Origin of the sequence: Clostridium saccharoperbutylacetonicum N1-4(HMT), assembly GCF_000340885.1 — a bacterium.
GTDB classification, from domain to species: domain Bacteria; phylum Bacillota; class Clostridia; order Clostridiales; family Clostridiaceae; genus Clostridium; species Clostridium saccharoperbutylacetonicum.
The window spans coordinates 4,588,184-4,613,113 of record NC_020291.1 but is presented as its reverse complement, the minus strand read 5'-3'; the positions used below and the strand labels follow the sequence as shown (position 1 = coordinate 4,613,113).

The 24,930-nt window shown below is 28.5% G+C and carries 26 protein-coding genes and 1 riboswitch; of the genes, 19 read left to right on the top strand and 7 right to left on the bottom strand.

The features are described from left to right. Window positions 1-311: 311 nt before the first annotated feature. The 4 genes from CSPA_RS20670 (at window position 312) to lgt (ending at window position 3,847) form a co-directional block, all read left to right on the top strand. On the top strand, window positions 312-1,370 hold the full coding sequence (locus CSPA_RS20670; RefSeq protein WP_015394323.1) for a phosphodiester glycosidase family protein: 1,059 nt from the start codon (window positions 312-314) through the stop codon (window positions 1,368-1,370). 14 nt (window positions 1,371-1,384) lie between these two features. Next, window positions 1,385-2,425 carry a hypothetical protein gene (locus CSPA_RS20665; protein WP_015394322.1) on the top strand — a complete coding sequence of 347 codons (1,041 nt, stop codon included), beginning with the start codon at window positions 1,385-1,387 and terminating at the stop codon, window positions 2,423-2,425. 146 nt (window positions 2,426-2,571) lie between these two features. Beyond that, window positions 2,572-2,820 (top strand): TM1266 family iron-only hydrogenase system putative regulator, encoded by a 249-nt coding sequence (locus tag CSPA_RS20660; RefSeq protein ID WP_015394321.1) that lies wholly within the window; start codon window positions 2,572-2,574, stop codon window positions 2,818-2,820. Between the two features lie 253 nt (window positions 2,821-3,073). Then, window positions 3,074-3,847, top strand: coding sequence for a prolipoprotein diacylglyceryl transferase (gene lgt / locus CSPA_RS20655; protein ID WP_015394320.1), 774 nt, complete (start codon window positions 3,074-3,076; stop codon window positions 3,845-3,847). A gap of 191 nt (window positions 3,848-4,038) precedes the next feature. On the opposite strand, the gene CSPA_RS20650 is transcribed toward lgt, so the two are convergent. Together CSPA_RS20650 and CSPA_RS20645 are read right to left on the bottom strand one after the other, a co-directional pair. Beyond that, the gene (locus tag CSPA_RS20650; RefSeq protein WP_015394319.1) at window positions 4,039-4,536 is read right to left on the bottom strand and encodes a PTS sugar transporter subunit IIA; all 498 of its coding nucleotides are present in this window, start codon (window positions 4,534-4,536) and stop codon (window positions 4,039-4,041) included. 490 nt (window positions 4,537-5,026) lie between these two features. Next, the gene (locus CSPA_RS20645) at window positions 5,027-5,605 is read right to left on the bottom strand and encodes a serine/threonine protein kinase (RefSeq protein ID WP_015394318.1); all 579 of its coding nucleotides are present in this window, start codon (window positions 5,603-5,605) and stop codon (window positions 5,027-5,029) included. Between the two features lie 185 nt (window positions 5,606-5,790). On the opposite strand from CSPA_RS20645, the gene CSPA_RS20640 reads away from it, so the two are divergent. The 4 genes from CSPA_RS20640 (at window position 5,791) to trxA (ending at window position 7,820) form a co-directional block, all read left to right on the top strand. Continuing rightward, a complete protein-coding gene (locus CSPA_RS20640; protein ID WP_015394317.1) occupies window positions 5,791-6,150 on the top strand; it encodes a sulfite exporter TauE/SafE family protein in 360 nt (119 codons plus the stop codon). 151 nt (window positions 6,151-6,301) lie between these two features. Next, window positions 6,302-6,991 (top strand): Crp/Fnr family transcriptional regulator, encoded by a 690-nt coding sequence (locus CSPA_RS20635; RefSeq protein ID WP_015394316.1) that lies wholly within the window; start codon window positions 6,302-6,304, stop codon window positions 6,989-6,991. 24 nt (window positions 6,992-7,015) lie between these two features. Continuing rightward, window positions 7,016-7,336, top strand: coding sequence for a rhodanese-like domain-containing protein (locus CSPA_RS20630; protein WP_015394315.1), 321 nt, complete (start codon window positions 7,016-7,018; stop codon window positions 7,334-7,336). 166 nt (window positions 7,337-7,502) lie between these two features. Beyond that, window positions 7,503-7,820: a thioredoxin gene (gene trxA, locus CSPA_RS20625; RefSeq protein WP_015394314.1), complete on the top strand. Its 318-nt coding sequence runs from the start codon at window positions 7,503-7,505 to the stop codon at window positions 7,818-7,820. 55 nt (window positions 7,821-7,875) lie between these two features. Here the strand turns inward: trxA and CSPA_RS20620 are convergent, their stop codons facing one another. Further along, complete coding sequence (locus CSPA_RS20620; RefSeq protein WP_241393376.1) at window positions 7,876-8,073, bottom strand: YjfB family protein; 198 nt, start codon at window positions 8,071-8,073, stop codon at window positions 7,876-7,878. Window positions 8,074-8,335: 262 nt separating this feature from the next. On the opposite strand from CSPA_RS20620, the gene CSPA_RS20615 reads away from it, so the two are divergent. The 6 genes from CSPA_RS20615 (at window position 8,336) to CSPA_RS20590 (ending at window position 15,320) form a co-directional block, all read left to right on the top strand. Then, the gene (locus CSPA_RS20615) at window positions 8,336-9,514 is read left to right on the top strand and encodes an ABC transporter ATP-binding protein (protein WP_015394312.1); all 1,179 of its coding nucleotides are present in this window, start codon (window positions 8,336-8,338) and stop codon (window positions 9,512-9,514) included. Next, window positions 9,514-10,377, top strand: coding sequence for a carbohydrate ABC transporter permease (locus CSPA_RS20610; RefSeq protein WP_015394311.1), 864 nt, complete (start codon window positions 9,514-9,516; stop codon window positions 10,375-10,377). Before CSPA_RS20615 ends, CSPA_RS20610 begins: the two co-directional genes overlap by 1 nt. After that, complete coding sequence (locus CSPA_RS20605; RefSeq protein ID WP_015394310.1) at window positions 10,377-11,198, top strand: carbohydrate ABC transporter permease; 822 nt, start codon at window positions 10,377-10,379, stop codon at window positions 11,196-11,198. Before CSPA_RS20610 ends, CSPA_RS20605 begins: the two co-directional genes overlap by 1 nt. 126 nt (window positions 11,199-11,324) lie before the next feature. Further along, complete coding sequence (locus CSPA_RS20600) at window positions 11,325-12,680, top strand: ABC transporter substrate-binding protein (RefSeq protein ID WP_015394309.1); 1,356 nt, start codon at window positions 11,325-11,327, stop codon at window positions 12,678-12,680. A 94-nt stretch (window positions 12,681-12,774) separates the two neighbouring features. Continuing rightward, complete coding sequence (locus tag CSPA_RS20595; protein WP_015394308.1) at window positions 12,775-13,482, top strand: glycerophosphodiester phosphodiesterase; 708 nt, start codon at window positions 12,775-12,777, stop codon at window positions 13,480-13,482. 219 nt (window positions 13,483-13,701) lie between these two features. Next, a riboswitch (purine riboswitch) is annotated at window positions 13,702-13,803 on the top strand. Window positions 13,804-13,982: 179 nt separating this feature from the next. Beyond that, window positions 13,983-15,320 carry an NCS2 family permease gene (locus CSPA_RS20590; RefSeq protein ID WP_015394306.1) on the top strand — a complete coding sequence of 446 codons (1,338 nt, stop codon included), beginning with the start codon at window positions 13,983-13,985 and terminating at the stop codon, window positions 15,318-15,320. Window positions 15,321-15,498: 178 nt separating this feature from the next. On the opposite strand, the gene CSPA_RS20585 is transcribed toward CSPA_RS20590, so the two are convergent. The 3 genes from CSPA_RS20585 to CSPA_RS20575 all read right to left on the bottom strand — a co-directional run bounded on the left by CSPA_RS20585 (window position 15,499) and on the right by CSPA_RS20575 (window position 19,507). Next, the gene (locus tag CSPA_RS20585; RefSeq protein WP_015394305.1) at window positions 15,499-16,674 is read right to left on the bottom strand and encodes an ABC transporter substrate-binding protein; all 1,176 of its coding nucleotides are present in this window, start codon (window positions 16,672-16,674) and stop codon (window positions 15,499-15,501) included. A gap of 38 nt (window positions 16,675-16,712) precedes the next feature. Continuing rightward, window positions 16,713-18,392, bottom strand: coding sequence for a methyl-accepting chemotaxis protein (locus CSPA_RS20580; RefSeq protein ID WP_015394304.1), 1,680 nt, complete (start codon window positions 18,390-18,392; stop codon window positions 16,713-16,715). Window positions 18,393-18,883: 491 nt separating this feature from the next. Continuing rightward, a complete protein-coding gene (locus CSPA_RS20575) occupies window positions 18,884-19,507 on the bottom strand; it encodes a cytidylate kinase-like family protein (protein WP_015394303.1) in 624 nt (207 codons plus the stop codon). A 903-nt stretch (window positions 19,508-20,410) separates the two neighbouring features. Here CSPA_RS20575 and CSPA_RS20570 point away from each other — a divergent pair. The 5 genes from CSPA_RS20570 to CSPA_RS20555 all read left to right on the top strand — a co-directional run bounded on the left by CSPA_RS20570 (window position 20,411) and on the right by CSPA_RS20555 (window position 22,924). Next, window positions 20,411-20,641 carry a hypothetical protein gene (locus CSPA_RS20570; RefSeq protein ID WP_015394302.1) on the top strand — a complete coding sequence of 77 codons (231 nt, stop codon included), beginning with the start codon at window positions 20,411-20,413 and terminating at the stop codon, window positions 20,639-20,641. Next, a complete protein-coding gene (locus CSPA_RS20565) occupies window positions 20,638-20,850 on the top strand; it encodes a hypothetical protein (protein ID WP_015394301.1) in 213 nt (70 codons plus the stop codon). The genes CSPA_RS20570 and CSPA_RS20565 overlap by 4 nt, the downstream gene beginning before the upstream one ends. 29 nt (window positions 20,851-20,879) lie before the next feature. Further along, complete coding sequence (locus CSPA_RS30320) at window positions 20,880-21,041, top strand: hypothetical protein (protein ID WP_015394300.1); 162 nt, start codon at window positions 20,880-20,882, stop codon at window positions 21,039-21,041. A gap of 167 nt (window positions 21,042-21,208) precedes the next feature. Next, complete coding sequence (locus CSPA_RS20560) at window positions 21,209-21,958, top strand: MBL fold metallo-hydrolase (RefSeq protein ID WP_015394299.1); 750 nt, start codon at window positions 21,209-21,211, stop codon at window positions 21,956-21,958. 441 nt (window positions 21,959-22,399) lie between these two features. Beyond that, window positions 22,400-22,924, top strand: coding sequence for a DUF6304 family protein (locus CSPA_RS20555; RefSeq protein WP_015394298.1), 525 nt, complete (start codon window positions 22,400-22,402; stop codon window positions 22,922-22,924). Window positions 22,925-23,130: 206 nt separating this feature from the next. Here the strand turns inward: CSPA_RS20555 and CSPA_RS20550 are convergent, their stop codons facing one another. Continuing rightward, the gene (locus CSPA_RS20550; protein ID WP_015394297.1) at window positions 23,131-24,561 is read right to left on the bottom strand and encodes an aspartate ammonia-lyase; all 1,431 of its coding nucleotides are present in this window, start codon (window positions 24,559-24,561) and stop codon (window positions 23,131-23,133) included. Window positions 24,562-24,930 lie beyond the last annotated feature (369 nt).

Here is a 24,930-nt window from a genome sequence, read left to right as displayed (position 1 = left end):
ATCAGCTCAATTTCACATGCCTGCTTCCAGAAAAATGTATCTAATTTCTAGTGTAGTGTTAGGATTATAATTTCTCAATGATGCATGTATATTCCATTTATAAGTTTGATTATTAAATTTGATATCTATAATTATCAATGTTCGACGTTGATTTCCTTTGGAAATATTTAAGTTTTGAACAATTCTTTTTAAAACATATATATTAATTTTATTTTTGAAACTATATTTTAATTGATATAAAACCAATATATGGATTATTTCTTTTATAATAGGAAATAATTATAATATTAATAAAAATATCGGAGGATTATATGGATAGGAAGGTTAACCATAGGTCTGTAAATAGATCGGTAAATAAATCCCAAGTTAATAGAAGAAAGAAAAAGAAGAGACAGTCAAATCCAAGAATTCTTTTGAGAGGTATAAGAGATGCACTTCTTTTTTTTATAATTACTACACCTCTAGTGTTCTTTTTTGGACCATATGAAGATACGAGAAAAGCAGTTCTAGAAACTGTTCTAGCAACAAGACATGCATATTTGGTAGAAGATCTAATACCAAAAACATTGTTAGATAAGCTTCTTGGAAGAGATGAAGCAAATAATAGTCAAGAAGTTTTTCAAGATATGAAAAAGATAAATGTAAAATACAAGATTGGAAATGAAATAACTGAATACCATATATCCGATAAGAGATATGAGGCTTATGTTTTAGAAATAAAGAATCCATTAAAAGTGAAGGTTGCCATGACAAGATATTTAAAGAAAAGAGGGCAAAAGACAAGTGAAATGGCAGAAGACCACAATGCGGTTGCTGCAATTAATGGTGGGTCTTTTATTGATCAATCCTCTGATGGAACTACGTATGCAGGAACAGGTGCCGAACCAGGTGGATTTGTTATATCTGACGGAAAAGTTGTCTACCCAACTGCGAATATAAATGAAAAGGCAGTGGAAAATGTTGTTGCCTTTACAGAAGGTGGAGAATTAATTGTTGGGGATCATTCAATATCAGAATTAAAAAAATATAAAGTTAAAGAAGCAATGTGTTTTAGAAAACCTAATATTATTATTAATGGCGTAAGGCAAGTGAAAGACAAGGCAACAGAAGGGTACAATCCTAGGACAGCTGTTGGCCAAAAGGCAGATGGAACTATAATTTTCTTGGTTATAGATGGTAGAAAGATAACAACGCCTGGAGCAAGCTTATACGATGTTCAAGAAATTATGATGAAACAAGGGGCTGTAAATGCTGGAGCCCTTGATGGTGGATATTCCTCAACTATGTATTATAAAGGAAATGTTATTAATTCCCCTAATGCTTGGGATGGAGAAAGAACTGTTGCCACAGCATTTTATGTAGAGCAGTAAAGGAGACATAATTAATGAGAAATATTAAGAGAAAATTGGCTTGGTTTGCTATTGCTTTTGTAGTGCAGCAATTTATGTTTTTATTTATTGACAAAATATATTTAGCTTCAGATTCAAATTTTAAAGTTGAAAAAGTTGAAGAACAAGAAAATCCAGCAGATAAGAAAACAGAAATTAATATAAAAAATGGAATAGATGAGATTAAAGTATCTTCAGATGGGAGATATGTGGCCTATGTTGAGGGTGGAAAACTTAAAGTATTAGATGGTAGTGATGATAAAGAAAAGCAATGTGATACTGATAGTGGCAATGAAATTGTATTTTATAAATGGTTAAATGGTGAGAATAAAGTTCTTGTAATACAAAAGGTAAAAGAAAAAGGTGCATATTATTTGGAACCTATATCTTTTGATGCTAAAAAAGGAGAAACATCAGATATCGCAAATTTTGACCGGAATATAGTAAAAATTAAACTCAACAGTTCAAAAGATGAAGTAAATAATGTTGCATTTTCAAATTTAACTCATAGCTTATATATTGAAGTTAAAAAGAGTTCTGAAAAATGTGATTTATACTATGCAAATATAATGAGTGAAATGAAAAAGGTTAAGAGTGACAGAAATATAACTGATATAGTCGTTCCTACTACAAATGCTAATGCTGTAGTTGAAGAAGGAAATAATTTATCTGTATTAAATACAAAAGGAAATTTATTAATACCAAATGTTAAAACTCCTAAAATATTAGGGGCAGATGTTAATGACAATGTATATTTTGGAGAAGCTTCAGGAGATAAGATTGAAAAGATTTATTATACTGTACTATCTGATAAAAATAGAAAGTGGAATGAATTTAAACTGCCAGAACCAACTGAAAAGGAAGATATTATAGTAGATTATTCTGGTAAAGTATATGTTAATAATAAAGCTAAGAAAAGTTTAGCAGAATTAACAACTAATAAATCCATAAAGTATAAAGGGGAATTAGTTCAATCTTATTCAAAGGGAGTAATTTCTAGAGAAAATAATAAATTGTATAAAAATAAGTTAGATTAAGGGAAGCTTTAGAAATCATAATAATGCAGCCACTTTCTAAAGAATAAGATGTGAAAATTAGTACACAATATATATTAATATGAAATAAAATCTTCATATATTTCAAAAGGTTTTATTTTTACATAATATATAATGGAGGAATTGAAATGTCTAAAATAGGAGTAGTTAGCACAATATTAGAACATCCAAAAGATATACAAGATAAATATAATGATGTGGTAGCATCATTTAGAGGAAGTATAAAAGGAAGAATGGGGATACCATTTACTGATGAATTATCAATTATTTCTATTGCGCTTGTTGGTGAATATGATGATATATGTAATTTTACAAAAGAACTTGAAGAGCTTGAAGGAGTAACTGTAAATACATCAATATCGAAAATAGAAGCTTAGAAAGTAATATTAAGGAAGATATAAATTTTTTAGCTAATAATTAAAATAATATATTAAAGCAAGAATATTTTGTGCAGGTAATATTGAAAATCAATAAATGCACAAAATTTTTTTGTTTGCTTTATTTATTTCATAAACATTGAATAATATATAAATTAATATATAATAAAAGATAATAATTCTTACTACTGGAAAGTAAGAGTATTGTTATAAAATAAAATGATATATGCTAAAGAAGAGAGGCGATGTTTAAATGAATCCAGTAGCATTTCAAATAGGAAGTTTTGAAGTTAGATGGTATGGAATATTAATAGCTTTTGGAGTAATTGCAGCAATTATATTGACTGGATATAATTGTAGGAAGAAAAATTTAGATTTTGATGTTATTTTAGATGCTTTTTTTATAGCATTTCCAACTGCAATTGTTGGAGCTAGGGCATATTATGTAATCTTTGAATTTGAAAATTATAAGAATAATTTAATTGATGTATTTAATATAAGAAAAGGTGGCTTGGCCATTCATGGAGGATTGATTGGTGCATTCATAGCTGTTTACATATTTTCAAAGATAAAGAAAATAGAGTTGTTAAAGTATTTAGATATAGTAGCACCAGCTATCATTTTAGCTCAAGCAATTGGAAGATGGGGAAATTTTATGAATGGAGAAGCACATGGTGGTGAGGTTTCTTACGAATTTATTAGCCATTTCCCAGCTTTTATTCAAAAGGGAATGAATATTGGGGGGATCTATTATCATCCAACATTCTTATATGAATCTATATGGAATATTTTAGTGTGCATTATATTGTTGATAATCCTGTATAAGAAAAATAATGAGGAGAATGGAATCGTAATAGGAAGTTACATAACTCTCTATTCATTAGGTAGAGTATTTATTGAGGGGCTTAGAACAGACAGCCTAATGTTAGGAAGTCTAAGAGTTGCTCAACTAGTAAGCATTGCAGGTATGATATTAGGAATAGGACTTATAGTTTATGTAAAAAGGAAGAGAAATATTAAAGTTTAGTAATGTACATATAATGAAACTATAATTATTCTTCAGTAGAAAGTATTTGAAAATGAGCTGTTAAGAAAATTTAAATAATAAATTCTTAACAGCTCATTTTCAAAAATATTTATGATTGTAGTGGAATATAGTTAAAGCAAAATTTTAATAGCTCTGCTAAAACAATATATTTGCCTTTAACAGATCACTTTTTAAACTTGTGGAAATTTGCAAATAGCAACTTCGTCCTTTGCAGCTATTACGTTTTTATCTACCATTGGAACAATTTCAGACACAATATCAGGATTCGTAATTAAAACAGGAGAAATCAGTGAAAAACCTTCTTTTAAAATGAAATCTCTATCTATTTTAATTATAGGAGTTCCAGCTTTTACAGAAGTTCCTTCTTCAACAAGTTGTTCGAATCCGTCACCTTTTAAGGAAACAGTGTCTATTCCTATATGTATTAGAAGTTCAATGCCATTGTCAAGTGATAGTGCAAAAGCATGCTTTGTTTTGAAAATCATTGATACTGTACCATCAGCTGGAGCTACAATTGTATCACCAGTTATATCAATAGCAATTCCGTCTCCTGCCATTTTTTGTGCAAAAACTGGGTCTGGAACTTTAGATAAATCAATTGCTGCGCCATCAGCTGGGGCAAGTAAAATTAAATCGGATATTTGCTTTTTATTAAATAACTTAAACATAAATACCTCCTAAAGTTATAAATTAAGCTAAAAATATGTTTTAGTATAATTAATGTAATTATATTATGTATAGTAAGTATAGTCAACAAAATATGGAATTGATTTCATACTAAATTATAATATAGATAGCCAAACAAAGAATTAGATTTATGCAACAATTACCGAATATGATACATTTATCTTCCGCAGGACTAGTGAAATTTTCGCTGGAAGGTTCTAAATGTGGGCTTGTCGTCATTTCAGCGTGTTCCAGATATAAAATCTAGACAAGCTGTAAATGAAACAAGCCCACATTAACAACCTTCAACAGCTCAATTTCACATGCCTGCTCCAGAAAAAATGTATCATATTTCTAGTGTAGAGTTGTAATTTTAAATTCTCAAGAGTGTATACATATTCCATTTATAAGTTAAACTCTTAAATTGGATATCTATAAATTTACCACTATCACTATTTCAGATACAAGTATGATATTTAATAATGAACAAAGCTAAGAAACATTCATGTTAATTACAAAGGTCTTTTTGGACATATATTTAAAATATTTATATCCATTAATCCAATAACTTATAAGTTCTGGTCTATAGTCTAAAAGATATCTTAAAAAAACATCAAAAACGTTAAGTTTAATTAATACTTTTATTATTTCTTTTGGGTATGGTGTATTTTTTTCATAAACTTTTCTTGGATCTATTACTTGTATTTTTTCATTTTTATTAACAAATATATGTGCATTTCTAATATCAAGTCTTTTAAAATTCAGAACCTTGAACTCTTCTATAAGATCTGCGATTTCAATGGAGAGTTTATAGGATAATCCGTTGAAATTAATATATTCATATAAATTAGCTCCTTCAACATAGTCTCTTACTACCATATTGTTAGCAATAAACAGAACTTTTGGAAAGAATCTACTTCCATTGACTTTTTCTAAAATGGAAACTTCACTTTCTGCTTTCTTCTTGCTATTAAAAACTTTTAAAGCATATCCTTCAGGTGTTAAATAAACAGCACCTTCCTTACCTTTTCCTAAAAATTCGCATTTTTTAATATCTAAAACGTATCTCATATTATCACATGAAATTATTGATTTAAGTATTATATGCTTTTAAATAGAATAATTCTATTTATTCTAAAAAGAAATTAGTTAACTTAAAATTTCCTTATTTGAATATAATACCCTAATTGACAATTGATAATAGAACATTGATAATTACAATATATTCAAATTAATTGGAAAGAAGGAATAATTGTATGGATGTAGCTATATTTATAGGAGTAGGATTATTGGCAGGAATATTAAGTGGAATGTTTGGAATTGGTGGAGGTATAGTTATTGTGCCAGCATTAGTTTACTTATGTGGTTTTAGCCAATTAAAAGCTCAGGGAACTTCTCTGGCTATAATGCTTCCACCAGTTGGAATTGCAGCGTTTATTTACTATTATAAACAAGGTCAAGTGGATTTGAAGGCAGGAATTTTAATTTGTATATTCTTAGTTATAGGCTCAATGTTTGGCGCTAGAATAGCGCATTATATTCCTATGTCAATATTAAAAAAATCTTTTGGAGTACTAATGATTTTAATGTCATTAAAGATGATTTTTTCTAAATGAGTTGAATTAAAATAAGGCTATTTTATGGGTGCTAACTAGTTAGAGGTTGGAGCCCTTTTTATGTTTAATAATCTTAATAATTAGATTTATGTGATTAAGTCACATATATCTTTAGAAAATTATTATATAATATAATCATGGAGGGGTATGGATGGTAAATAAAGAAAATACTATGAAAAACCGGATAAAGGATTTAAATGCCTTATATGAGGTATATCCGGTACTAAAGAAAGTAAATGAGAGTAACAACCAGATAATTAATGAGCTTGCAGTTTTCAAAACTGTATATTCTGACGAGTTTGTAGCTGGAGCAGATGAAGCCTGCAATGGAATTTTATTTGTGATAAAAGGAACTGTTAAGATACAAAAGATTAATGAAGATGGAGAAGAAACCAATCTTTATAATATAAAACAAGGAGAATTTTGCCATGAGGCATTAAGTTGTTTGGCAAATTTTGAATCTTTAAATATTACAGGTAAAGCAATTCAAGACTCTAAAGTTTGCATAATTCCATTCGACGTTGTTAGAAAGTACCTAATTGAAGATAAAGAGTTTTTATTATACATGTATAGAGATTTGTATTATAAATTTAATACTGTAATAGGAAATAAAGAGGAAATGATTCACGAATCCTTAGAAACAAGATTGATAAAATTACTCATGAGCAAAAAAAGTAATATAATTTATGGAACTCATAATGAATTGGCTTTTGAAATTGACTCTGTTCGTGAAGTTGTTAGTAGAAAACTTAAAAATATAGAGAAATTAGGATATATAAAACTTGAGAGAGGAAAAATCTCTATACTTAGAGATTTAACTGAATTATTAGAAAAGAATTAAGATGATTTTGAGGAGGAATACTATATGTTTGGATTATTTAATAAAAATCAAGGAAAAGTAATAAATGTAAATGATATGGAAGATTTGATTGGTAAGGTTGAATTAATAGATATAAGAGAAAAATATGAATATTCGGGAGGAAGCATAGCAAGTGCAAAAAACATTCCAATGGGTGAACTTTTAAATGAACCAGAAAAATATTTAAATAAAGACAAGGAATATTACATAATGTGTCAATCTGGTGGAAGAAGCGCAAGAACTTGCAATACACTTTTAAGCCAAGGGTTCAAGGTAGTTAATGTTGCTGGTGGAATGGGTTCATATGTGGGAACAAAAAGAAAATAATTTATCTACAATTGATAATTATAAGAATATAATAAGAAGTATGTAATTTTAAATTTAAAGGAGATTAATTAAAGATTTAAAGTGATTAAGTCACAGAAAATGAAATGAATTTGGAATATTATTGAAATATACACATTTGAATTTTAATTGCTAGGAGTGATTAGAGATGGCAAAAATAATTGATAGTAACGAATTTTTTGAAAATGTTGAAAATACTGAAGGAGTCGTTGTTGTGGATTTCTTTGCAAACTGGTGTGGACCATGTAAGATGTTAGCGCCAGTTTTTGAAGGAGTCAGTAATGAAATGGGTGATAAGGCTAAATTTTTTAAGCTGGATATTGATGAAGGCGGCAGAATAGCACAAAAATATGGAATATCAGCTGTTCCAACTATGATTATCTTTAAAGATGGAGTTCCAGTAGAAAATCTAACAGGCTTTATGCCAAAGGAAAATATAACAAATAAAGTAAGAGCACACTTATAAAATATTAAAAATAAACAAAGGACTTGGTATTTTGAATAATACCAAGTCCTTTGTCTTATGCTCTTGCGTCTATGACTGATCCTCTTGTAGTATCAATAGCCATATTATCCATCATTTCAGTCATTTGAGTAGCAGTCTCACTTGAATTGCTCATTGCCATCTTTAGTATTGAAACAGAAGCGGCATCTTGAACAGAAGTTTGACTCAAATTCATTGACATAGCTGCAATATCCATATACTCAAATCCTTTCATTTCATAAAGTTTGCTATAAGTTTTTATCGAAATAATATATAAATACTTTAATTATCAATGACTGACGTTGAATTATAAGAATTACTGAAAGAGCGTTCATTACTTTAGATTAAAAAATAATTTTTTAACAAGTCAGTATTTAACTTCCAATTAACATAAATTAACCCAAAGCAAATGTTGATTTAATATTTAACTAGTATATTTATATGGGTAAAGATAATGATGTAAGATCTTATATTTAGTTTGGAAAGCAGGTAAATTAATGGCAAAAGTTATACTAAAACATCTGAACAAGAGATATACAAATGATTTTAAAGCAGCAAATGATATTAACTTAAACATTGAGGATGGGGAATTTGTGGTTTTAGTTGGTCCGTCTGGATGTGGAAAGTCCACAACGCTAAGAATGATTGCAGGCCTTGAAGAGATATCCTCAGGGGAATTATATATCGATGAAAGGTTAGTGAATAAAGTAGAACCAGTAGATAGGGATATAGCTATGGTATTTCAAAATTATGCATTATATCCACACTTTTCAGTATATGAGAATATGGCATTTGCTCTCAGAATAAAAAAGATTAATAAGCTAGAAATTGAAAAGAAAATACGAGAAACAGCTAAAATACTTGAAATTGAGGATTTGCTAAATAGAAAACCAAAGGAGTTATCTGGTGGACAGAGACAGAGAGTTGCACTTGGACGAGCAATTGTAAGGAAACCTAAGGTGTTTTTGATGGATGAGCCATTGTCAAATTTGGATGCCAAACTAAGAGTATCTATGAGAAGTGAAATAATTAAACTTCATCAAAGGCTTAAAACAACTTTCATTTATGTAACGCATGACCAGACAGAAGCCATGACTATGGGAAGTACAATTGTTGTTATGAATAAAGGTGAAATTCAGCAGGTTGCAGATCCTATAACTATATATGAAAAACCAAGTAACAAATTTGTAGCTAGTTTTATTGGTTCACCTCAAATGAATTTCATAAATGTGAGAGTTGATAGAATTGACAATGATGTATTCATAGAAAATGAATTTTTGAAACATAGCATCAAAAATAAGAAACTTAAGGCAATACTTGAAGAAAAATGTATTAGAAGTGAAGTAATAATTGGGTTGAGAGCAGAAGATATTAAGGTTATTCAAGAGGGTAAGAGAGAAATTGATGAGGGTATTAATATAGAAGAAAAAGAAACAAATATGGAAAATCATGAAAGAATTAAAGCTGATGTAGTAATGGGTGAAATAGAATTTGTTGAAATTCTTGGATCAGAAACTTATATTCATTTAAAGCTTAAGGATAACAATATAATTTGTAGGGTTAACGGAGTATTTAGAGGAAAAGAAGGAGATTATTTAAAAGTCAGATTTGATTTTAAAAAAGCACATTTCTTTGACAAAGATAGTGAAATGAGAATTGAGCAGGAGGAATTATAATGAAAAGCTTGCTTAGAAAGATAGAGCCTTATTTATATTTAATTCCTTGCCTATTAGGGTTTTGCATATTTATGTTTTTTCCATTTATAAAGACTATTTTCTTAAGTTTCAATATAACTAATGCTAATGGAGAAGCAGTTGAATTTGTTGGGTTAGATAATTATAAAGAATTGTTCTTATCACCAGACTTTATTGGAAGCATTGGAGTAACTTTAAAGTTTGTTGTTATGACAGCTGTACCAGCAATATTAATTGGCCTAGCATTAGCTATGCTTGCTAACAATAAACTTAAAGGCAGCAGGCTTTATGAAGTAATGTTTGCAATGCCAATGGCAGTTTCATCTGCAGCTGCAGCTATAATTTGGATGCTTTTATATCATCCGTCAATAGGGCTATTGAATTATTTATTAAAAGCACAAATAGGTTGGTTAACTGATGAGAAAATTGCACTATTTTCAGTAGCGCTTGTTACCATATGGCTAAATATAGGTTTGAATTTTATATTTATCCTTACAGGGCTTAAAAATATTCCAAAGGAAATGAATGAAAGTGCACAAATTGATGGGGCTAAAATGGGAAGGAAGTTTTTTAGATTAACAATACCACTTATTTCTCCAACATTGTTTTTTGTTGTATTTATAAATATGATTAATTCTTTTCAAGCCTTTGGACAAATTAAACTATTAACTTTAGGTGGACCAGCTAACTCAACTAATGTAATAGTTCATGAGATTTATAGGGAAGCATTTTTCAATAATAGGTTTGAAACTGCATGTGCAGAATCAATAGTATTATTTTTTATAATACTTATTATAACCTTAATTCAGTTAAAGTTTGAAAAGAAAGGAGTTTATTATTCATAATGGAGAATAAAGCAAGAAAATACGTATTATTAATATTAAACATCATAATTGGAATTATTATTATAGCTCCAATACTTTATGGTTTTAATATAAGTTTAATGAGCTCTGATGAAATTTTTTCGTATCCTCCTAAATTGCTGCCTTCTGGTATTAATTTAGATAACTATAGACAGGTAATTGAAACAGTACCAATTTTGGGCTTTATATTTAATAGTGTCTTCGTTTCACTAATGGTTACGATAGGACAAATAATTACTTCATGTTTAGCAGCATATGCTTTTTCTTATTTTGATTTTAAAGGGAAGAACTTATTATTTATTTTGAGCTTGTCTACTTTAATGATTCCAAGTGAGTCAACCATAATAGCTAATTATTTGACAATAGCCAAGCTTGGTTGGACAGATAGCTATTCTGGGCTAATAGTGCCATTTTTGGTTTCTGCCATGGGCATATTTTTAATAAGACAATTTTATTTGACAGTCCCTAAAGAATTGAAGGAAGCATCAACTATAGATGGTTGTAGTAATTTGAGATTTTTTATAAGGGTATTACTTCCTATGTCTAAACCTGTAATTGCTTCACTTGGAGTTTATACCTTTTTAAATACCTGGAATCAATATATGTGGCCATTGCTTGTAACAAATGCACCAGAAATGAGAACTGTTCAAATAGGGATTAGTATGCTTCAATTTGCAGAAAGTCAAAATATAGGAGTGGTTTTTGCAGGAGTTATAATGATTATTTTGCCTTCAATAGTGATTTTTATAATAGGTCAAAAACAATTGGTAGAAGGAATTACTTCAGGAGCTGTAAAAGGTTAAAACGAAAATTATCAATTATCAACGTTCAATTATTTATCATTGAACATTATGCATTGATAGTTGCAATATATACATCAAATAAAAGTCGTAATAAATGTAGAATAAAAAAGAATGTGAGGTTTAGTTATGAAAAAGAAGATTTTATCATTAATGGTTACTGCCTGCATGTGCATTTCAGTATTAGCAGGTTGTGGAGCAACTGGTAGCAGTAAAACAACAGACGCAAAAGCAGATGGGAAAAAAGAAATTGTCTTTTGGCACTCTATGGGTGGTAAAGGTGGCGATGCTATAAATTCATTAGTGGATAAATTCAATAAGGAGAATAAAAGTAACATTGTAGTTAAAGCGCAATATCAAGGTGAATATGATGATGCTATAAATAAAATAAAAAGTTCAAAAGATAAAAGCAGCTATCCAGATATAATGCAGCTTTATGACTTGGGGACTAGGTGGATGATAGATTCGAAATTGTCAACTCCTATGCAAAAATTTATAGATGATGATAAATATGATATTTCATCACTTGAACCGAACCTTTTAGCGTATTATACTGTAGATAATAAATTAAATTCAATGCCGTTTAATTCATCAACTCCTATTTTGTATTATAATAAAAATGCATTCAAAGAAGCAGGGTTAGATCCAGAAAAAGCTCCAGCAAATTTTGATGAAATAAAAACATATTCAGAAAAGTTAACTAAGAAAGATGGCGGAAATGTTTCTCAATATGGTTACTCAATGGCTATTTATGGATGGCTCTTTGAACAATTCCTAGCTGAACAATTAAAGCCATATGTAAATAATGGAAATGGCAGAGATTCTAGTGCTACAAGTGTAGATTTTAAAAATAATGGCGGTGGAGTAAAAATACTAAATGCCTGGAAGAGTCTTTATGATCAAGGGTTACTTGGTAACTTTGGAAGAAAACCAGCAGATACACAACAAGCTTTTATGGCTGGAAAAACAGCAATGTTTATTGATTCAACAGCAAGTTTAAGTAGCGTATTAGATGGTGTTAAAGGAAAATTTGAAGTTGGAACAGCATTTTTACCAAAAATCAATAAAGATGACAAAGGTGGAGTATCAATTGGGGGAGCATCTTTATGGATTTTAAATAAGGATGATCAAGAAAAACAAAAAGCAGCTTTTGAATTTATTAAATTTATGGTGGCACCAGAACAACAAGTTTATTGGAATGAACAAACAGGTTATTTCCCTGTAACTACTAAAGCTTATGATTTACAAGAAATGAAAGACCATTTAGCAAAAACTCCACAATTTAAAACAGCTATTGATCAATTACATGTATCACCAGCTGAGTCTAGGGGTGCATTACTTGGTGTGTTCCCAGAAGCAAGACAAACAATTGAAACTAATATTGAAGCAATGCTTCAAGGCAAAGCTTCTCCAGAAGAGGCTATAGATGCTAGTGAAAAATCAATAAATTCAGCAATAGAAAAATATAATAAAGCTAATAAATAAATATAAAGTAGGTTAAATTGCATTTGCAATTTAACTAAGTTTGAGAAACCAAATCCAAGATTTGGTTTCTTACTTATAAAGGAAGGTGTGCAATTTGAAAATTTTAAACATAGCTCATAGAGGATATAGTGGAAAATTTGATGAGAATACAATGCTTGCATTTGAAAAAGCCATTGAATATAAGGCCGATGGTATAGAGACGGATGTCCAGCTATCTCAAGATAATATACCAGTCATAATACATGATGAAACCTTAGAAAGAACAACAAATGGAATAGGGTATGTTAAAGATTATACTTTGGCTGAACTCAAGATGTTTAAAACTAAGAACGGTGAGGAAATACCGACTTTAAAAGAGCTTTTAGAACTTGTGGCAAAATCAAATTTAAAAGTATTGAATTTAGAATTGAAAAATAGCATATTCCCTTATCAAGGTCTTGAAGAAAAAGTTTTAGAAATGATTGAGCAATATAATTTAAAAGAAAAAATTATTATTTCAAGTTTTAATCATTTGAGTTTAGTTAAAATTAGAAGCTTAGATGATAAAATAAAACTAGGAGCATTGACAGATTCAACTCTTGCCAATGTTTCAAAATATTTAAAAGATATTAAGGTACAATGCTATCATCCTTGTTTCCCAAGTATATTAATAGAAGAATATATGAGAGAAATTAAAGAAGCAGGAATAATGGTAAATCCATATACCGTAAATGAAGAAGAACATATGAAAATGGTTATTAGAGTAAAACCTGATTGTATAATTACAAATGAAATTGAAAAATTATACAATTTAATAAATTAATGAAAATAGCCCAATCTAGAATTACGTTTACATTTCAAAAAGACGAACATTTAAGCTTTAAAATTAAAAAAAATACAGAAAAAATTAAAATTGCTATTGATTTATGAATAAATTTGTTGTAGGATTATGTATGTAAAGAGAGAGCTGTCTATTACACGAATGATTTATTATATTTCTCTATTTGTAAAATCTGAGATATAATAAGTGATCAGATCAAATGTAATTTTTGAAAATTTTACCCGTATATGCTTAGTAATAAGGTCTAAGTGTCTCTACCGGACTACCGTAAATTGTCTGACTATGGGTGTTTATAGGTATTTTGCTTATAAACCCCTTTGTAAATAACAAAGGGGTTTCAGTTTTTCTTGAGTAAATATTTATAAATTCTTGTTATTATTCTTTTATATTTTATTCAGTTAGTGAAGATACTAACTAAGATATTATTTTTATTTTAGAGTACCCGTGTATTGGTGTAACTCGAAATATAGGAGGAATTTAGATTGGATAATGTATCAAACAAAATGGTAAACACGGCAGAAAATGGCATACTTGAAAGAATATTTCATTTGTCAAAAAACAAAACAAATGTAAAAACAGAAATGTTAGCAGGATTAACTACATTTTTAACTATGGCATACATACTAGTTGTAAATCCAAGTATTTTAAGTCAAACAGGAATGGATAAATCAGCTGTATTTACAGCAACAGCATTAGCTTCTGTTATAGGTACTGTAATTATGGCATTAATGGCTAATTATCCTTTTGGTATGGCACCAGGTATGGGATTAAATGCACTTTTTACATTTACAATATGTTTAGGAATGAAGTTTTCGTGGCAAACAGCTTTAGCAGCTTCATTAATAGAAGGTGTTATATTCTTATTACTTAATGTATTTAAGATTAGACAAGTTATTATAGATAGTGTTCCTCAAACACTAAAACATGCAATAAGTATTGGTATTGGTTTCTTTATAACATTTATCGGCTTCCAAGATGCTAAAGTTATTGTTGGTAGTGAAGCAACATTAACTACAATTGGAAATTTGAAAGATCCTTCAGTTCTTTTAGCTTGCTTAGGAGTAGTTATAATAGCAATACTTTATTATAAAAATATTAGAGGTTCATTTATTATCGGAATGATTGTTGTATATGCACTTGGTGCAGCATTTGGTGTTGCTCAATTACCAAGTCAAATAGTATCTATGCCTCCATCAGTTGCTCCGATCTTTATGCAATTTGATTTTAAGAGTGCTATGGTTATTGGAATAATTCCAGCTATTCTTTCTATGTTGTTTATAGATGTATTTGATAGTATAGGAACTTTAATTGGATTAGCTTCAAAGGCTGGATATTTAGATGAAAATGGTAATGTTTTAAATGCAGATAAAGTTTTAACAGCTGATGCTGTTGGATCAGTAGTTGGTGCATGTTTAGGAACTTCTACACCAGTAGCATTCGTAGAATCAGCTTCAGGTATTGCTGAAGGTGGAAGAACTGGACTTGCAGGTCTTACAATAGCTGGATTATTCTTCTTATCATTATTTTTCTCACCAGTATTAACTGCTATACCAGGATTTGCTACTGGACCAGTTTTAATAGTTCTTGGAGCAGTAATGATGGAACCAATAGCTAAGGTTGATTTTTCAGATTTTACAGAAGGATTACCAGTATTCTTAACATTAGTATTAACACTTTTAACATATTCAATTACAGATGGTTTAGCATTTGGATTTATCTCTTATGTATTAATAAAATTATTTACAGGTAAATCAAAAGATATTCCTGTTCCAATGTATTTTATAGCTATAGCATTTGGTATATTATTTGCGATAATGTAATATATAATAAATAGATAAAAAATACTTCATCGTGTGTTACACGATGAAGTATTTTTTTATTCTTTAGGAAATTATATTGTTGGACAATCTGTGGATAACTTTTAAAACGGACTAATCAACTAGGTTTAATATTTTAAAAGAATAAAAAATAAACCATATTCGCCTGCGATTTTTTTATCTATCTTTTTACTTTTGCTCCAAACAACTGATCCCACATATTTAATGCTTCCATGAATGTATCTGTATCTAATTGTGTTGTAGTTGGGAGAGACTTAATAGCGTCATCATATGATTGCCTTATAGCAGGTTTAATTTTATCTTGGCTCTCTTTAGGAGCTGCATCAAGTGGAACATCCTTAACTGAAGGACCTGGATAGAAATAACCACTATCATATGTTTTAGCTTGCATTTTTGGAGTCATAAGCCATTCCATTAATTTTAAAACAACTTCTTTTTGTCTATCATTAAGTCCTTTTGGCATAGCCATATATTGGGCATCTGCAACTAAAGTAGTATTATCTAACATAAAACCTTGATAGTTTTGAGGAATACCTCCAGTAATTCTTTGATTTATATCCCATCCTAGTTGACTTGAGACAATCCACCTTTTACCTAAATTTAATTCTGAAAAAGTAGGACCAGTTTTTCCTGGATAGTAATCAATGTATTGATCAAGTTCTTTAAGATAAGCCCATGTTTTATCCCATGTTTTTGGATCCTTTGGATTTTTATCTCCAAGAATGTACGGTAATCCTAAAAGAAACGTTCTTCCGGGACCTGAATTAGCTGGTCTAGCGTAGGTAAATTTCCCAGGATTTGCTTTTGCAAACTCTACAAGGTCGCTTGATGATTTGGGAACGTTTTTAACTGTGTCCGGATTATATGTAAAAAGTGGTCCACTAGGAGAGTAAACATATGTAATACCGTAACCTTTTACTAAGTTATATGTTGCTTTAGCACCAGCTGTATAATTATTTTCTAAGTCAGGAAAGCTGCTGCTATACTGAGGCATAATATTTTCTATAACATCTTTTTTAATACATGTAGACATACCATCAATTCCTGTAAAAACTAAACCAGTTTGTACATTCTCTGATAGAATTTGAGCTTTTAGCAAAGATGGAACTTCTAGAGAAGTTGCTTTAGTAATTTTTATATCACTTATTAAGTCCGGATTTGCAGCTTTAAATTGATCAATGGAATCTCCAACTAATTGCATTGAACCAGAAACATCAATTATATTTAATGTTATAGGTTCATTGGATTTAGAATTATTTTTTGAACCACAACCTGTAAAAATACTTACAGTAAAAACTGTTGTTAGTATAATACTTAAAAATTTCAACTTTTTCATAATTATCCTCCATTTTTAACTCGAGATGAACGTCTTTCCTATAGTTTAAATTTAGCAACTTCGTCTATCATAGAGTTTGTTAAATTTGATAGAGTTTGTGCAGAAGATGACACTTCAGAAAATGATATGTTTATTTGTTGTACTGAAGCTGATATTTCTTCAGCCGAAGCTGCATTTTCTTCTGACACCCCGGAAATATTTAATGCTTTAGAAAGTATAAGATCTTTTTCAACATTTATATTTTCAATTGACTTGTTTATACTATTAACCTTAGGTAAAATCGTATTTATTGCATTAAATATTAATGCGAAGGATTTTATTGAATCCTCAATAAGTTCTGATTGATTATTCAAACTGTTTTTTCCTAAATCAGTAGTTTTAACAGCAACTTGAGCCTCTTTATTAATACTTGAAATTAGATTTGTTATATCATTAGCAGATATTTTAGACTGTTCAGCTAATTTTCTGATTTCTTCTGCAACAACGGAAAATCCTTTTCCAACTTCTCCAGCACGGGCAGATTCGATTGCTGCGTTTAGAGCTAATAAATCAGTTTCGTCAGCAATAGAATTAATAATGGTTGTTATATTATTAACTTTTACTACATGTTGATCTAATGTAACGACTTTATCTTTTATAGTATTGAAAGAGTTATTTACATCTTTTACTGAATCAAATAAAAATTTTAATTTTGAGTTTCCGTCTTCAGCCATTGAATTAATGTTATTAAGATTAGAATTTACATCATTAATTGATAGTGTAATTTGATTTAAGGAATCAGCAAAATTATCAAGGGAAGTTTTTACATTTATTAAATCACTAGATTGATCATTGGCAGCGCTTGCAACTTCTTGAACTGCTGCATTAATTTCTTGTGCAGATGAGGACATTTGATCAGAAGCCTCCAAAAGATTTGTTGCTTGAACATTTACAACATTTGTTGATTGCTTAACAGATTCTAGCATTAAAGAGATATTTGAAATTGTCTTTTTAATTGATCTCTTCATTATTCCAAATTCATTTTTATATTCAGAGTCCATTTTTATGCTAAAATCTCCGTCAGCAACGTAGTTTAATACAGATATTATTTCTTTCATAGATTTCTTTATTACTGAAACTATTGCAGATGAAACAAAAATCATTAATATGAATCCTATAATGAATGTTGCAAAGAAAATTTTAGTACTTCTAAGATACAAATTAATATTATCATTTTGAAGAGTATTAGCCATATTTGAACTATAAGTTACTAGATTATCAAGGAAAAGCTGTGCTTCAACTCCAAGCTGATTAAATTGTTCTAAGTCTATTCCATAAAGTTTATTACCTTTTTCAAGATTCTTTATTTGAGAATAATATTTTTCAGAGTCACTTTTAAATTCAGCCAAATTATTCTTTTCTAAAGAGCTCAAAGATAAGTTTTCATAGTCATTCAATAAGTCACTCATTTTACTGTAATTAGCATCTATAGCAGACACATCATCAGCATTAAAGTCAGAAATAGATATTCTATTGGCATTTAATCTGATATTAGAAAATGTTTGCCTGATCTCTTCGGTTTTTACGATTCTAACTAGAGCGTTTTCATACATTGATGAAGAATTATTATTAATAGTTTTCATATTACTGTACCCGACAATAGCTATGGCTAACGAGACAATTGTTGATAGAATAACCATTAATACAATACTGTTAATAATTTTGATGTTTTTCAGCATATTTTTCTCTCCCTTATATGTAATATATTCCATATTCATAAAAGATCGTAAATTAGAAAATCTAAAAAACGATTTGGCGCAACAAAAAAATAAAATATCTTCCAATCAATACAAAATGTTATTATTAGCTAATTTATTGAAATTAAGTAAGATAAGTTAGTATTTTTGATGTTATGAATTATATGGTAAATGTTATATAATATTCTACCATACAAGTATGGTAGAAGTAAACATACACAAAAGAACTATGAATTAAAAATATATTAATTTATTTTGAGGAAATTATAAGATGAAAATAAACTCAAATAGAACGAAAAATAATAATCGAAGGAAAAGTGAGCAGTTTTTGTAAGAAAGTTTTTAAAATAGGTATTGGAGGAGACTTAAAACAAAAGTTGTTCGGTTTACTTAATTTAATCTTCAAAATTCAACTAAGTAAAAGCGAACAACTTAATAAAAGGAGAATATTTTTTGATAAATGAAATTTATCTTTACAAGTTCATTCTCAATGTTATATATTCTTTAATGTATTTTACAGATTTTTCAAAACCAAATCTACTAGTATCAAGGGACAAATCATAATTTCTTACATCTTCCCACTTATTTCCTGTGTGATAATAATAGTAATCACTTCTATATTTATTTAGTCTCTTTATTTCTTTTATCGTTTCCTTTTCAGAAGTACCAAGAATAGCCATTTCATGTTTAATACAGAATTCTTCTGATGAGTGGATAAAAATTTTGAATACATTTGGATTATCTTTTAAAATATAATCAGCACATCGTCCTATTACAACATAGGATTCTCTTTCAGAAAGTTCTCTTAAGATTTTTGCTTGATAATTGAATAGATTATCATTTGAAGTGAAATCATTATTTTCTGGTGGAATAAGTTCACCATTATATACATGTTTTGAAACCTTATAAAGTAAACTATTTTTTACACCTTCATCTGCATTGGCGAATAAGGCTTCGTTGATGCCGCTATCGTCTGAAGCTAAACGTAATAACTCTCTATCATAAATGTTAATTCCTAAATCTTTTGAAAGCATTTTTCCTATAGTAGTACCTCCGCTGCCGCAAGTTCTGGTTATAGCAATTACAAATTTATCCATATAATATCCCTCCTTATCTATATAAAAATTATACCACATTTTATTATGTGTATAATAAAATAATGAGTTTCTAGAGAAGTATTGATAAAAGTTGAAATTATATAAAAGTAGATAAATCAGATAAAAATAGTCTTGTATTATTTTCTTTATTATGTTATTATTAATTCAAATATTAAATTAACATTATATTCCCAAGGATAATTACAAAAAAATCTTTTTTAAGCATTAATTTTTTATAAGAATGATAAGCATTAGAAATATTGTTTATCATTCTTATTTTTTTATTCTTCAGGAATTTATAATGTAGTAAAATCTGTGGATAATATATGAAAAGTGCTATTTATATGAGCTGTGTATAAGAGAAGAATAAAAAACAAATCATATTTGCCTGTATAAAATGTTCTCATATGCAGCATAGCTGCTCTTTCTAATGAAAAGTTCTTATATGCAGCATAGCTGCCTTTTCTAATGTGCACATTTTTCTCACATGCGTTCGAAAAGGCAGATGCGCACCTATAAAAAGAGTGCGAAGCACAATGCGGAACTTAATATTAAAAATCTCCGGCTCCACAGTCGCCTGCGATTTTTTTCTTGAAAAGCTTATTTGAATTATTAATTCTATATGGTTAAATATCTCAAAAGCTAATAAATAGAAAACTACAACAAATTACAAAAAAGATTAAAAAACCTAAAATTTATGTCGGATTATAAAATGTTCAAGGAAAAAAGTGAATAAAATTAATAAAAAATGAGTAATAGGTAAAATGAAAATAAGTGATGATATTAATGAAAAATAGTAAAATATTAAGTAAATATATAATTATATTATAAATGGCAATTTGATTAGATTGCTGTTTGAATTTTAATTAAAATAAAAATAGGTGAAAAGGGTATGGTGATAAAATGAGGTGTTGGACTGTAAATTTAAATTTAAGTTTTGTAGAAAAATATAATATACCTTTTAATAGTTTTGTTATAAAGGCAGAAGAAAAAGAAGAATTTTTATGCAAAATGGATCAAGTTTTGATTAAAATAATGGAATTAACTAAGTTCAAAATTGATGATATATCTCCATTTGATTATAAAGAGTTACCGGAAGTAATTGTGGAGGAATATATTTCAATAGCCGAATGATAGAAATTTATGATGGAAATGTATCTGTGGAGGGGATTCTTATGAAGGTTGAGATTGGAGATGTTGTGAGGGGGACTGATGTAGATGGGAATATTATTGAAGGAAGAGTAGTTGATATATTACGTAAAATAAATATAATACAGGTAAGAGTTAATGAAAAAGCATCAACTCCAGTAAGTTGCAAAGTCGAAGAAATTGAGAAGATATAATATTAAAAAAAGAAAGGTGGTTGATTAATATGGATTGCTCTAATTGCAAAAATAATACGGGAAAGGACAGGATTGGAGAAGTTGTATGTATTTTGGCATTAAAGGGGGAGTGTTATGTTAAATACAACACATCTAAAATAATCTGTGATAAAGAAATTGTAAAACGTGATTACTTAAGAGAAAGTAATTGAAATGAATTGATTTATCGAATGCTTAAAAGATAAAATAGGACTTTGGAAATATCTGAAAATTTAGAAATTGACAAACAAAAGAAGGTTCTATATAATAACAGTTATTAGTTGTTAAATATTATTACTTTTAGAAAAAATAGATGTTATATATTAAGGGGGAGCAAATTATGAAAATAGTAGCTTTAGAATTTTATAAAAATGGAAGAATGAATGAATCCTTTGCTTTAGGAGGAAGTTTAGAAAAAGAAAAAATTAATGTGAATAAAAAATATCCTGCTAGTTTGCAGAATTATTTAATAGATACAGGTAAAGAAGTTATCTTGGTAGATACTGGACTTCCGATCGAAACACCAGATTTTGAAGATAAACCAGATCAAGCAATGTTTATGGGAGAAAAAGTTGCTGATTTTAAACAAGCCTTAAAAAATGTTGGATATAAAATAGAAGATGTTAGTAAGATAATATTAACTCATAAACATCCAGATCATGCGGGAGAATTAAGATTATTTGATCACGCAAAAATATTTATGTCAAGAATAGAAGCAGAAGCTATGAAATTAACAAGTGAAAATATAGTTAAGGTTGATTTTACTGATGGAGAATATAAAAATTTTGAAAAGAGTCAAATTATAGCAAACAATATTGTGATGCTTCCAGCATATGGACATACTACTGGAAATTCATTAGTTGTTGTAGAGGATAATGGGATTCTTTATATGATCCATGGTGATGTTACTTATACAGATGAAGCATTAAGACAAAATCAATTATCTGTGGTATTTGAAGATAAAGAATTAGCTAAAGAAACATTAGAAATTGTAAGAACTTTCATAAAAGAAAATGACACAGTATACTTAAGCACTCACACTCCTGAAGGCGTAACTGCATTAGAAAATAATATTATTATGAAATTATAAAAATGCACAAGGTAGCTTGTTAATTAAACAAGTTATCTTTTTTATTCAAATGAAATAATGTGTTTCATGTAATCAAATATATAGTTTTACAACCTTAATATTTAAAATATAATTTTACATATGAAAAGAATGACTTACTTAGGGGAATAAGTCATTCTTTTGTTGAAAGTATTTTTTAAGGGATAATAATGCTTTAAACTACTTTTCAAATATTATTATAACCAATTAATGTTACGATTATGTTACGAAATAATAAATTATGTATAAATAATAAATAAATTTTTAATAAGCTCAGATTTCCTTGATAAATTTATTACTAAATTTAAAAGTGATTGTAAAATTTAACCTTTGTAATTGATGGTATTATATGGTATTATTGAAAGGTGGTTTAAAAAATAGGGAAATAGAGATTGAGAAATAAAGGGGGACATAAAATTTAATATGGTCAAATTAAAATATTCAGCATTATATACTGATAGCCTGGGATGTGAACAGGCTGAGGTATATGTTTCAAAAAAAGGCTTTCAGCTTCAAGTTCGAAATTGCATTTTTGAAAATCAAGACTTTGATTTTGATTTTTATGTTAAAAATTCTGAAGAAGCTAAACAATATTTTTATTTGAAAGAAGATGAATTGATAGATTATTGCATTGATATTAAGATGCCAATGAAATTAAAATCTAATGATCAGGAAGTAGTAAAAGAATTTTTATTACGTATTGAAAAGAATAAAAATTATTACAACAATTCACTTTCTTTAAATTTAAATGATCAGAATTTTAGAGTAGAGGGATATGACTTGCAGGAATTATTATGTAGAATGAAGGAAGAATTATCTCACGAATACATTTTTAAGAATGATTTCACATCAATATTTGAATTATATGAAGCCGGAAATGATAATAAAAATAATTATGAGAAATTAAAGTTTTCTTTAAACAGGAAGTCGTACTCGACATCTTGTTAATAATAAGTAAGGCTTATGGATAAGATTTTTGAAGAAATTTTTATCAATACTATAACGATAAAATTTGTTTAAATTAATTAAGCGTAAAAGAGATAACATACATTTTATAGTATGTCATCTCTTTTTTGGTTAATATCAACAATTTATAAGATTGTGTTCAGTAATAGTATATCAAAATTATTAAAAATTATTCATGATAATTAAAGTTATATTGCCTTGTTAATTGTTTGAGCTGATTTTGAATCTGAAAAACAATCAATATCTGTCATTGAAAATGGATCTAATATAGCATCTAATTCAGAAGAAGTCAATATTCCTTCATTTAATACTAGTTCTTTTATTGAAGTCCCATTTTTTAAGGAAGTTTTAGCAATATCTGCTGATTTTTTATAGCCTATATATGGACAAAGAGCTGTAACTATTCCTACACTACTATTTAATAATTCTTTACATCTATCTTCGTTGGCTGTAATTCCTAAAATACAATTATCGATTAAAGTTGTTGTCGCATTTTCTAGTGTTTCAATAGATTCAAATAAATTATGAAAAAGAACAGGTTCGAAAGCATTAAGTTCAAGTTGTCCTGCTTCTGCAGCCATAGTTATAGTGAAATCATTTCCTATAATATTAAAAGCAACTTGAGATACTACTTCTAAAATAACTGGATTTATTTTTCCTGGCATAATTGATGAACCATTTTGCATTGAAGGTAAATTGATTTCACCGAAGCCTGTTTTGGGACCACTTGATAGTAATCTCAAATCATTTGCCATTTTAGAAAGATTTACTGCACAAGTTTTCAATATGCCTGAAACAGCTACAAAACAATCAAGATTTTGCGTTGCATCTATAAGGTCTTTTGATTGAACAACATCAAATCCGCAGACTTTTTTTAAATTAGGAGTTATATTAGTTAAATATTCAGGACATACATTTATTGAAGTTCCTATAGCAGTACCACCAATATTTAAGATGAGCATTTCTTTTTCGACAGATTTTAATCGGTCTACATCTCTTTTTATCATTGATGCAAAAGCATTAAAAGATTGGCCAAGTCTTATTGGAACTGCATCTTGAAGCTGAGTACGTCCCATTTTAATAACATTATTAAATTCTAAAGATTTTAACTTAAGTGCATTATATAAACGTTGAAGTTCTGAGATAGTTTTTGGAAGCATTTTTAATACTGTTAGTTTTCCAGCAGTAGGAAAAACATCGTTTGTAGATTGTGCCATATTAACATGATCATTTGGGTGTATTATATTATAAGAACCTTTTTTCTCGCCAAGTAATTCTATAGCTCGATTCGCGATAACTTCATTAGCATTCATATTAGCAGAGGTGCCTGCACCACCTTGAATAGGATCAACGATAAATTGATCATGAAATTTTCCACTGATAATTTCTTCACAAGCATTTACTATTGCATTAGCAATAGTTGGAGTTAATAATTCAGCATCTCTATTGGTAATTGCAGCAGCTTTTTTTATTTCAGCTAAACTTATTATAAAATCTTTGTGTAAGGGCTTTTTTGTAATATTAAAGTTTCTGCTTGCCCTTAAAGATTGAATACCATAATATGCCTCGACAGGTACTTCCATGTTTCCTATTGAATCAGACTCCATTCTCATTTTCATTTAAAATTCCTCGCTTTCAATATTTATAATATTTTTAAATAATAAATTCTTTAACAAAAACTAAGCATTATCTTTGTTAATGTGTTTGCCAATATCTATGAGTGAAGATTAACACTAATTAAAATTCATGTAAATATTATAGGAAGAATTGTGAATAAAAACTAAAAAAGAATACATTTTTCTTAATTAAATTTATTTATCCAATAAAATGCTTAATAATATAAAGTTTATATAAATAACTAAAAATCCGAAAAAATAATCATTTGTAACAAATAATATTCGTATTTTGCAATGTTTGCCTAGTGTTTTTTTTAAAATAATTAATAAATATAAAGTATTGAGGTAGAAATCATTACTATTTTGATATTT

Bases quoted from the DNA above. Each gene is read 5' to 3' on its own strand.
- CSPA_RS20650 (WP_015394319.1), bottom strand. From the start codon at position 4,536: ATGTTTAAGTTATTTAATAAAAAGCAAATATCCGATTTAATTTTACTT.
- CSPA_RS30320 (WP_015394300.1), top strand. From the start codon at position 20,880: ATGGATTGCTCTAATTGCAAAAATAATACGGGAAAGGACAGGATTGGA.
- CSPA_RS20575 (WP_015394303.1), bottom strand. From the start codon at position 19,507: ATGGATAAATTTGTAATTGCTATAACCAGAACTTGCGGCAGCGGAGGT.
- CSPA_RS20635 (WP_015394316.1), top strand. From the start codon at position 6,302: ATGGTAAATAAAGAAAATACTATGAAAAACCGGATAAAGGATTTAAAT.
- CSPA_RS20640 (WP_015394317.1), top strand. From the start codon at position 5,791: ATGGATGTAGCTATATTTATAGGAGTAGGATTATTGGCAGGAATATTA.
- CSPA_RS20555 (WP_015394298.1), top strand. From the start codon at position 22,400: ATGGTCAAATTAAAATATTCAGCATTATATACTGATAGCCTGGGATGT.
- CSPA_RS20630 (WP_015394315.1), top strand. From the start codon at position 7,016: ATGTTTGGATTATTTAATAAAAATCAAGGAAAAGTAATAAATGTAAAT.
- CSPA_RS20605 (WP_015394310.1), top strand. From the start codon at position 10,377: ATGGAGAATAAAGCAAGAAAATACGTATTATTAATATTAAACATCATA.
- CSPA_RS20565 (WP_015394301.1), top strand. From the start codon at position 20,638: ATGATAGAAATTTATGATGGAAATGTATCTGTGGAGGGGATTCTTATG.
- CSPA_RS20580 (WP_015394304.1), bottom strand. From the start codon at position 18,392: ATGCTGAAAAACATCAAAATTATTAACAGTATTGTATTAATGGTTATT.
- trxA (WP_015394314.1), top strand. From the start codon at position 7,503: ATGGCAAAAATAATTGATAGTAACGAATTTTTTGAAAATGTTGAAAAT.
- CSPA_RS20665 (WP_015394322.1), top strand. From the start codon at position 1,385: ATGAGAAATATTAAGAGAAAATTGGCTTGGTTTGCTATTGCTTTTGTA.
- CSPA_RS20560 (WP_015394299.1), top strand. From the start codon at position 21,209: ATGAAAATAGTAGCTTTAGAATTTTATAAAAATGGAAGAATGAATGAA.
- CSPA_RS20620 (WP_241393376.1), bottom strand. From the start codon at position 8,073: ATGAAAGGATTTGAGTATATGGATATTGCAGCTATGTCAATGAATTTG.
- CSPA_RS20670 (WP_015394323.1), top strand. From the start codon at position 312: ATGGATAGGAAGGTTAACCATAGGTCTGTAAATAGATCGGTAAATAAA.
- lgt (WP_015394320.1), top strand. From the start codon at position 3,074: ATGAATCCAGTAGCATTTCAAATAGGAAGTTTTGAAGTTAGATGGTAT.
- CSPA_RS20610 (WP_015394311.1), top strand. From the start codon at position 9,514: ATGAAAAGCTTGCTTAGAAAGATAGAGCCTTATTTATATTTAATTCCT.
- CSPA_RS20645 (WP_015394318.1), bottom strand. From the start codon at position 5,605: ATGAGATACGTTTTAGATATTAAAAAATGCGAATTTTTAGGAAAAGGT.
- CSPA_RS20570 (WP_015394302.1), top strand. From the start codon at position 20,411: ATGAGGTGTTGGACTGTAAATTTAAATTTAAGTTTTGTAGAAAAATAT.
- CSPA_RS20660 (WP_015394321.1), top strand. From the start codon at position 2,572: ATGTCTAAAATAGGAGTAGTTAGCACAATATTAGAACATCCAAAAGAT.
- CSPA_RS20550 (WP_015394297.1), bottom strand. From the start codon at position 24,561: ATGAAAATGAGAATGGAGTCTGATTCAATAGGAAACATGGAAGTACCT.
- CSPA_RS20600 (WP_015394309.1), top strand. From the start codon at position 11,325: ATGAAAAAGAAGATTTTATCATTAATGGTTACTGCCTGCATGTGCATT.
- CSPA_RS20585 (WP_015394305.1), bottom strand. From the start codon at position 16,674: ATGAAAAAGTTGAAATTTTTAAGTATTATACTAACAACAGTTTTTACT.
- CSPA_RS20615 (WP_015394312.1), top strand. From the start codon at position 8,336: ATGGCAAAAGTTATACTAAAACATCTGAACAAGAGATATACAAATGAT.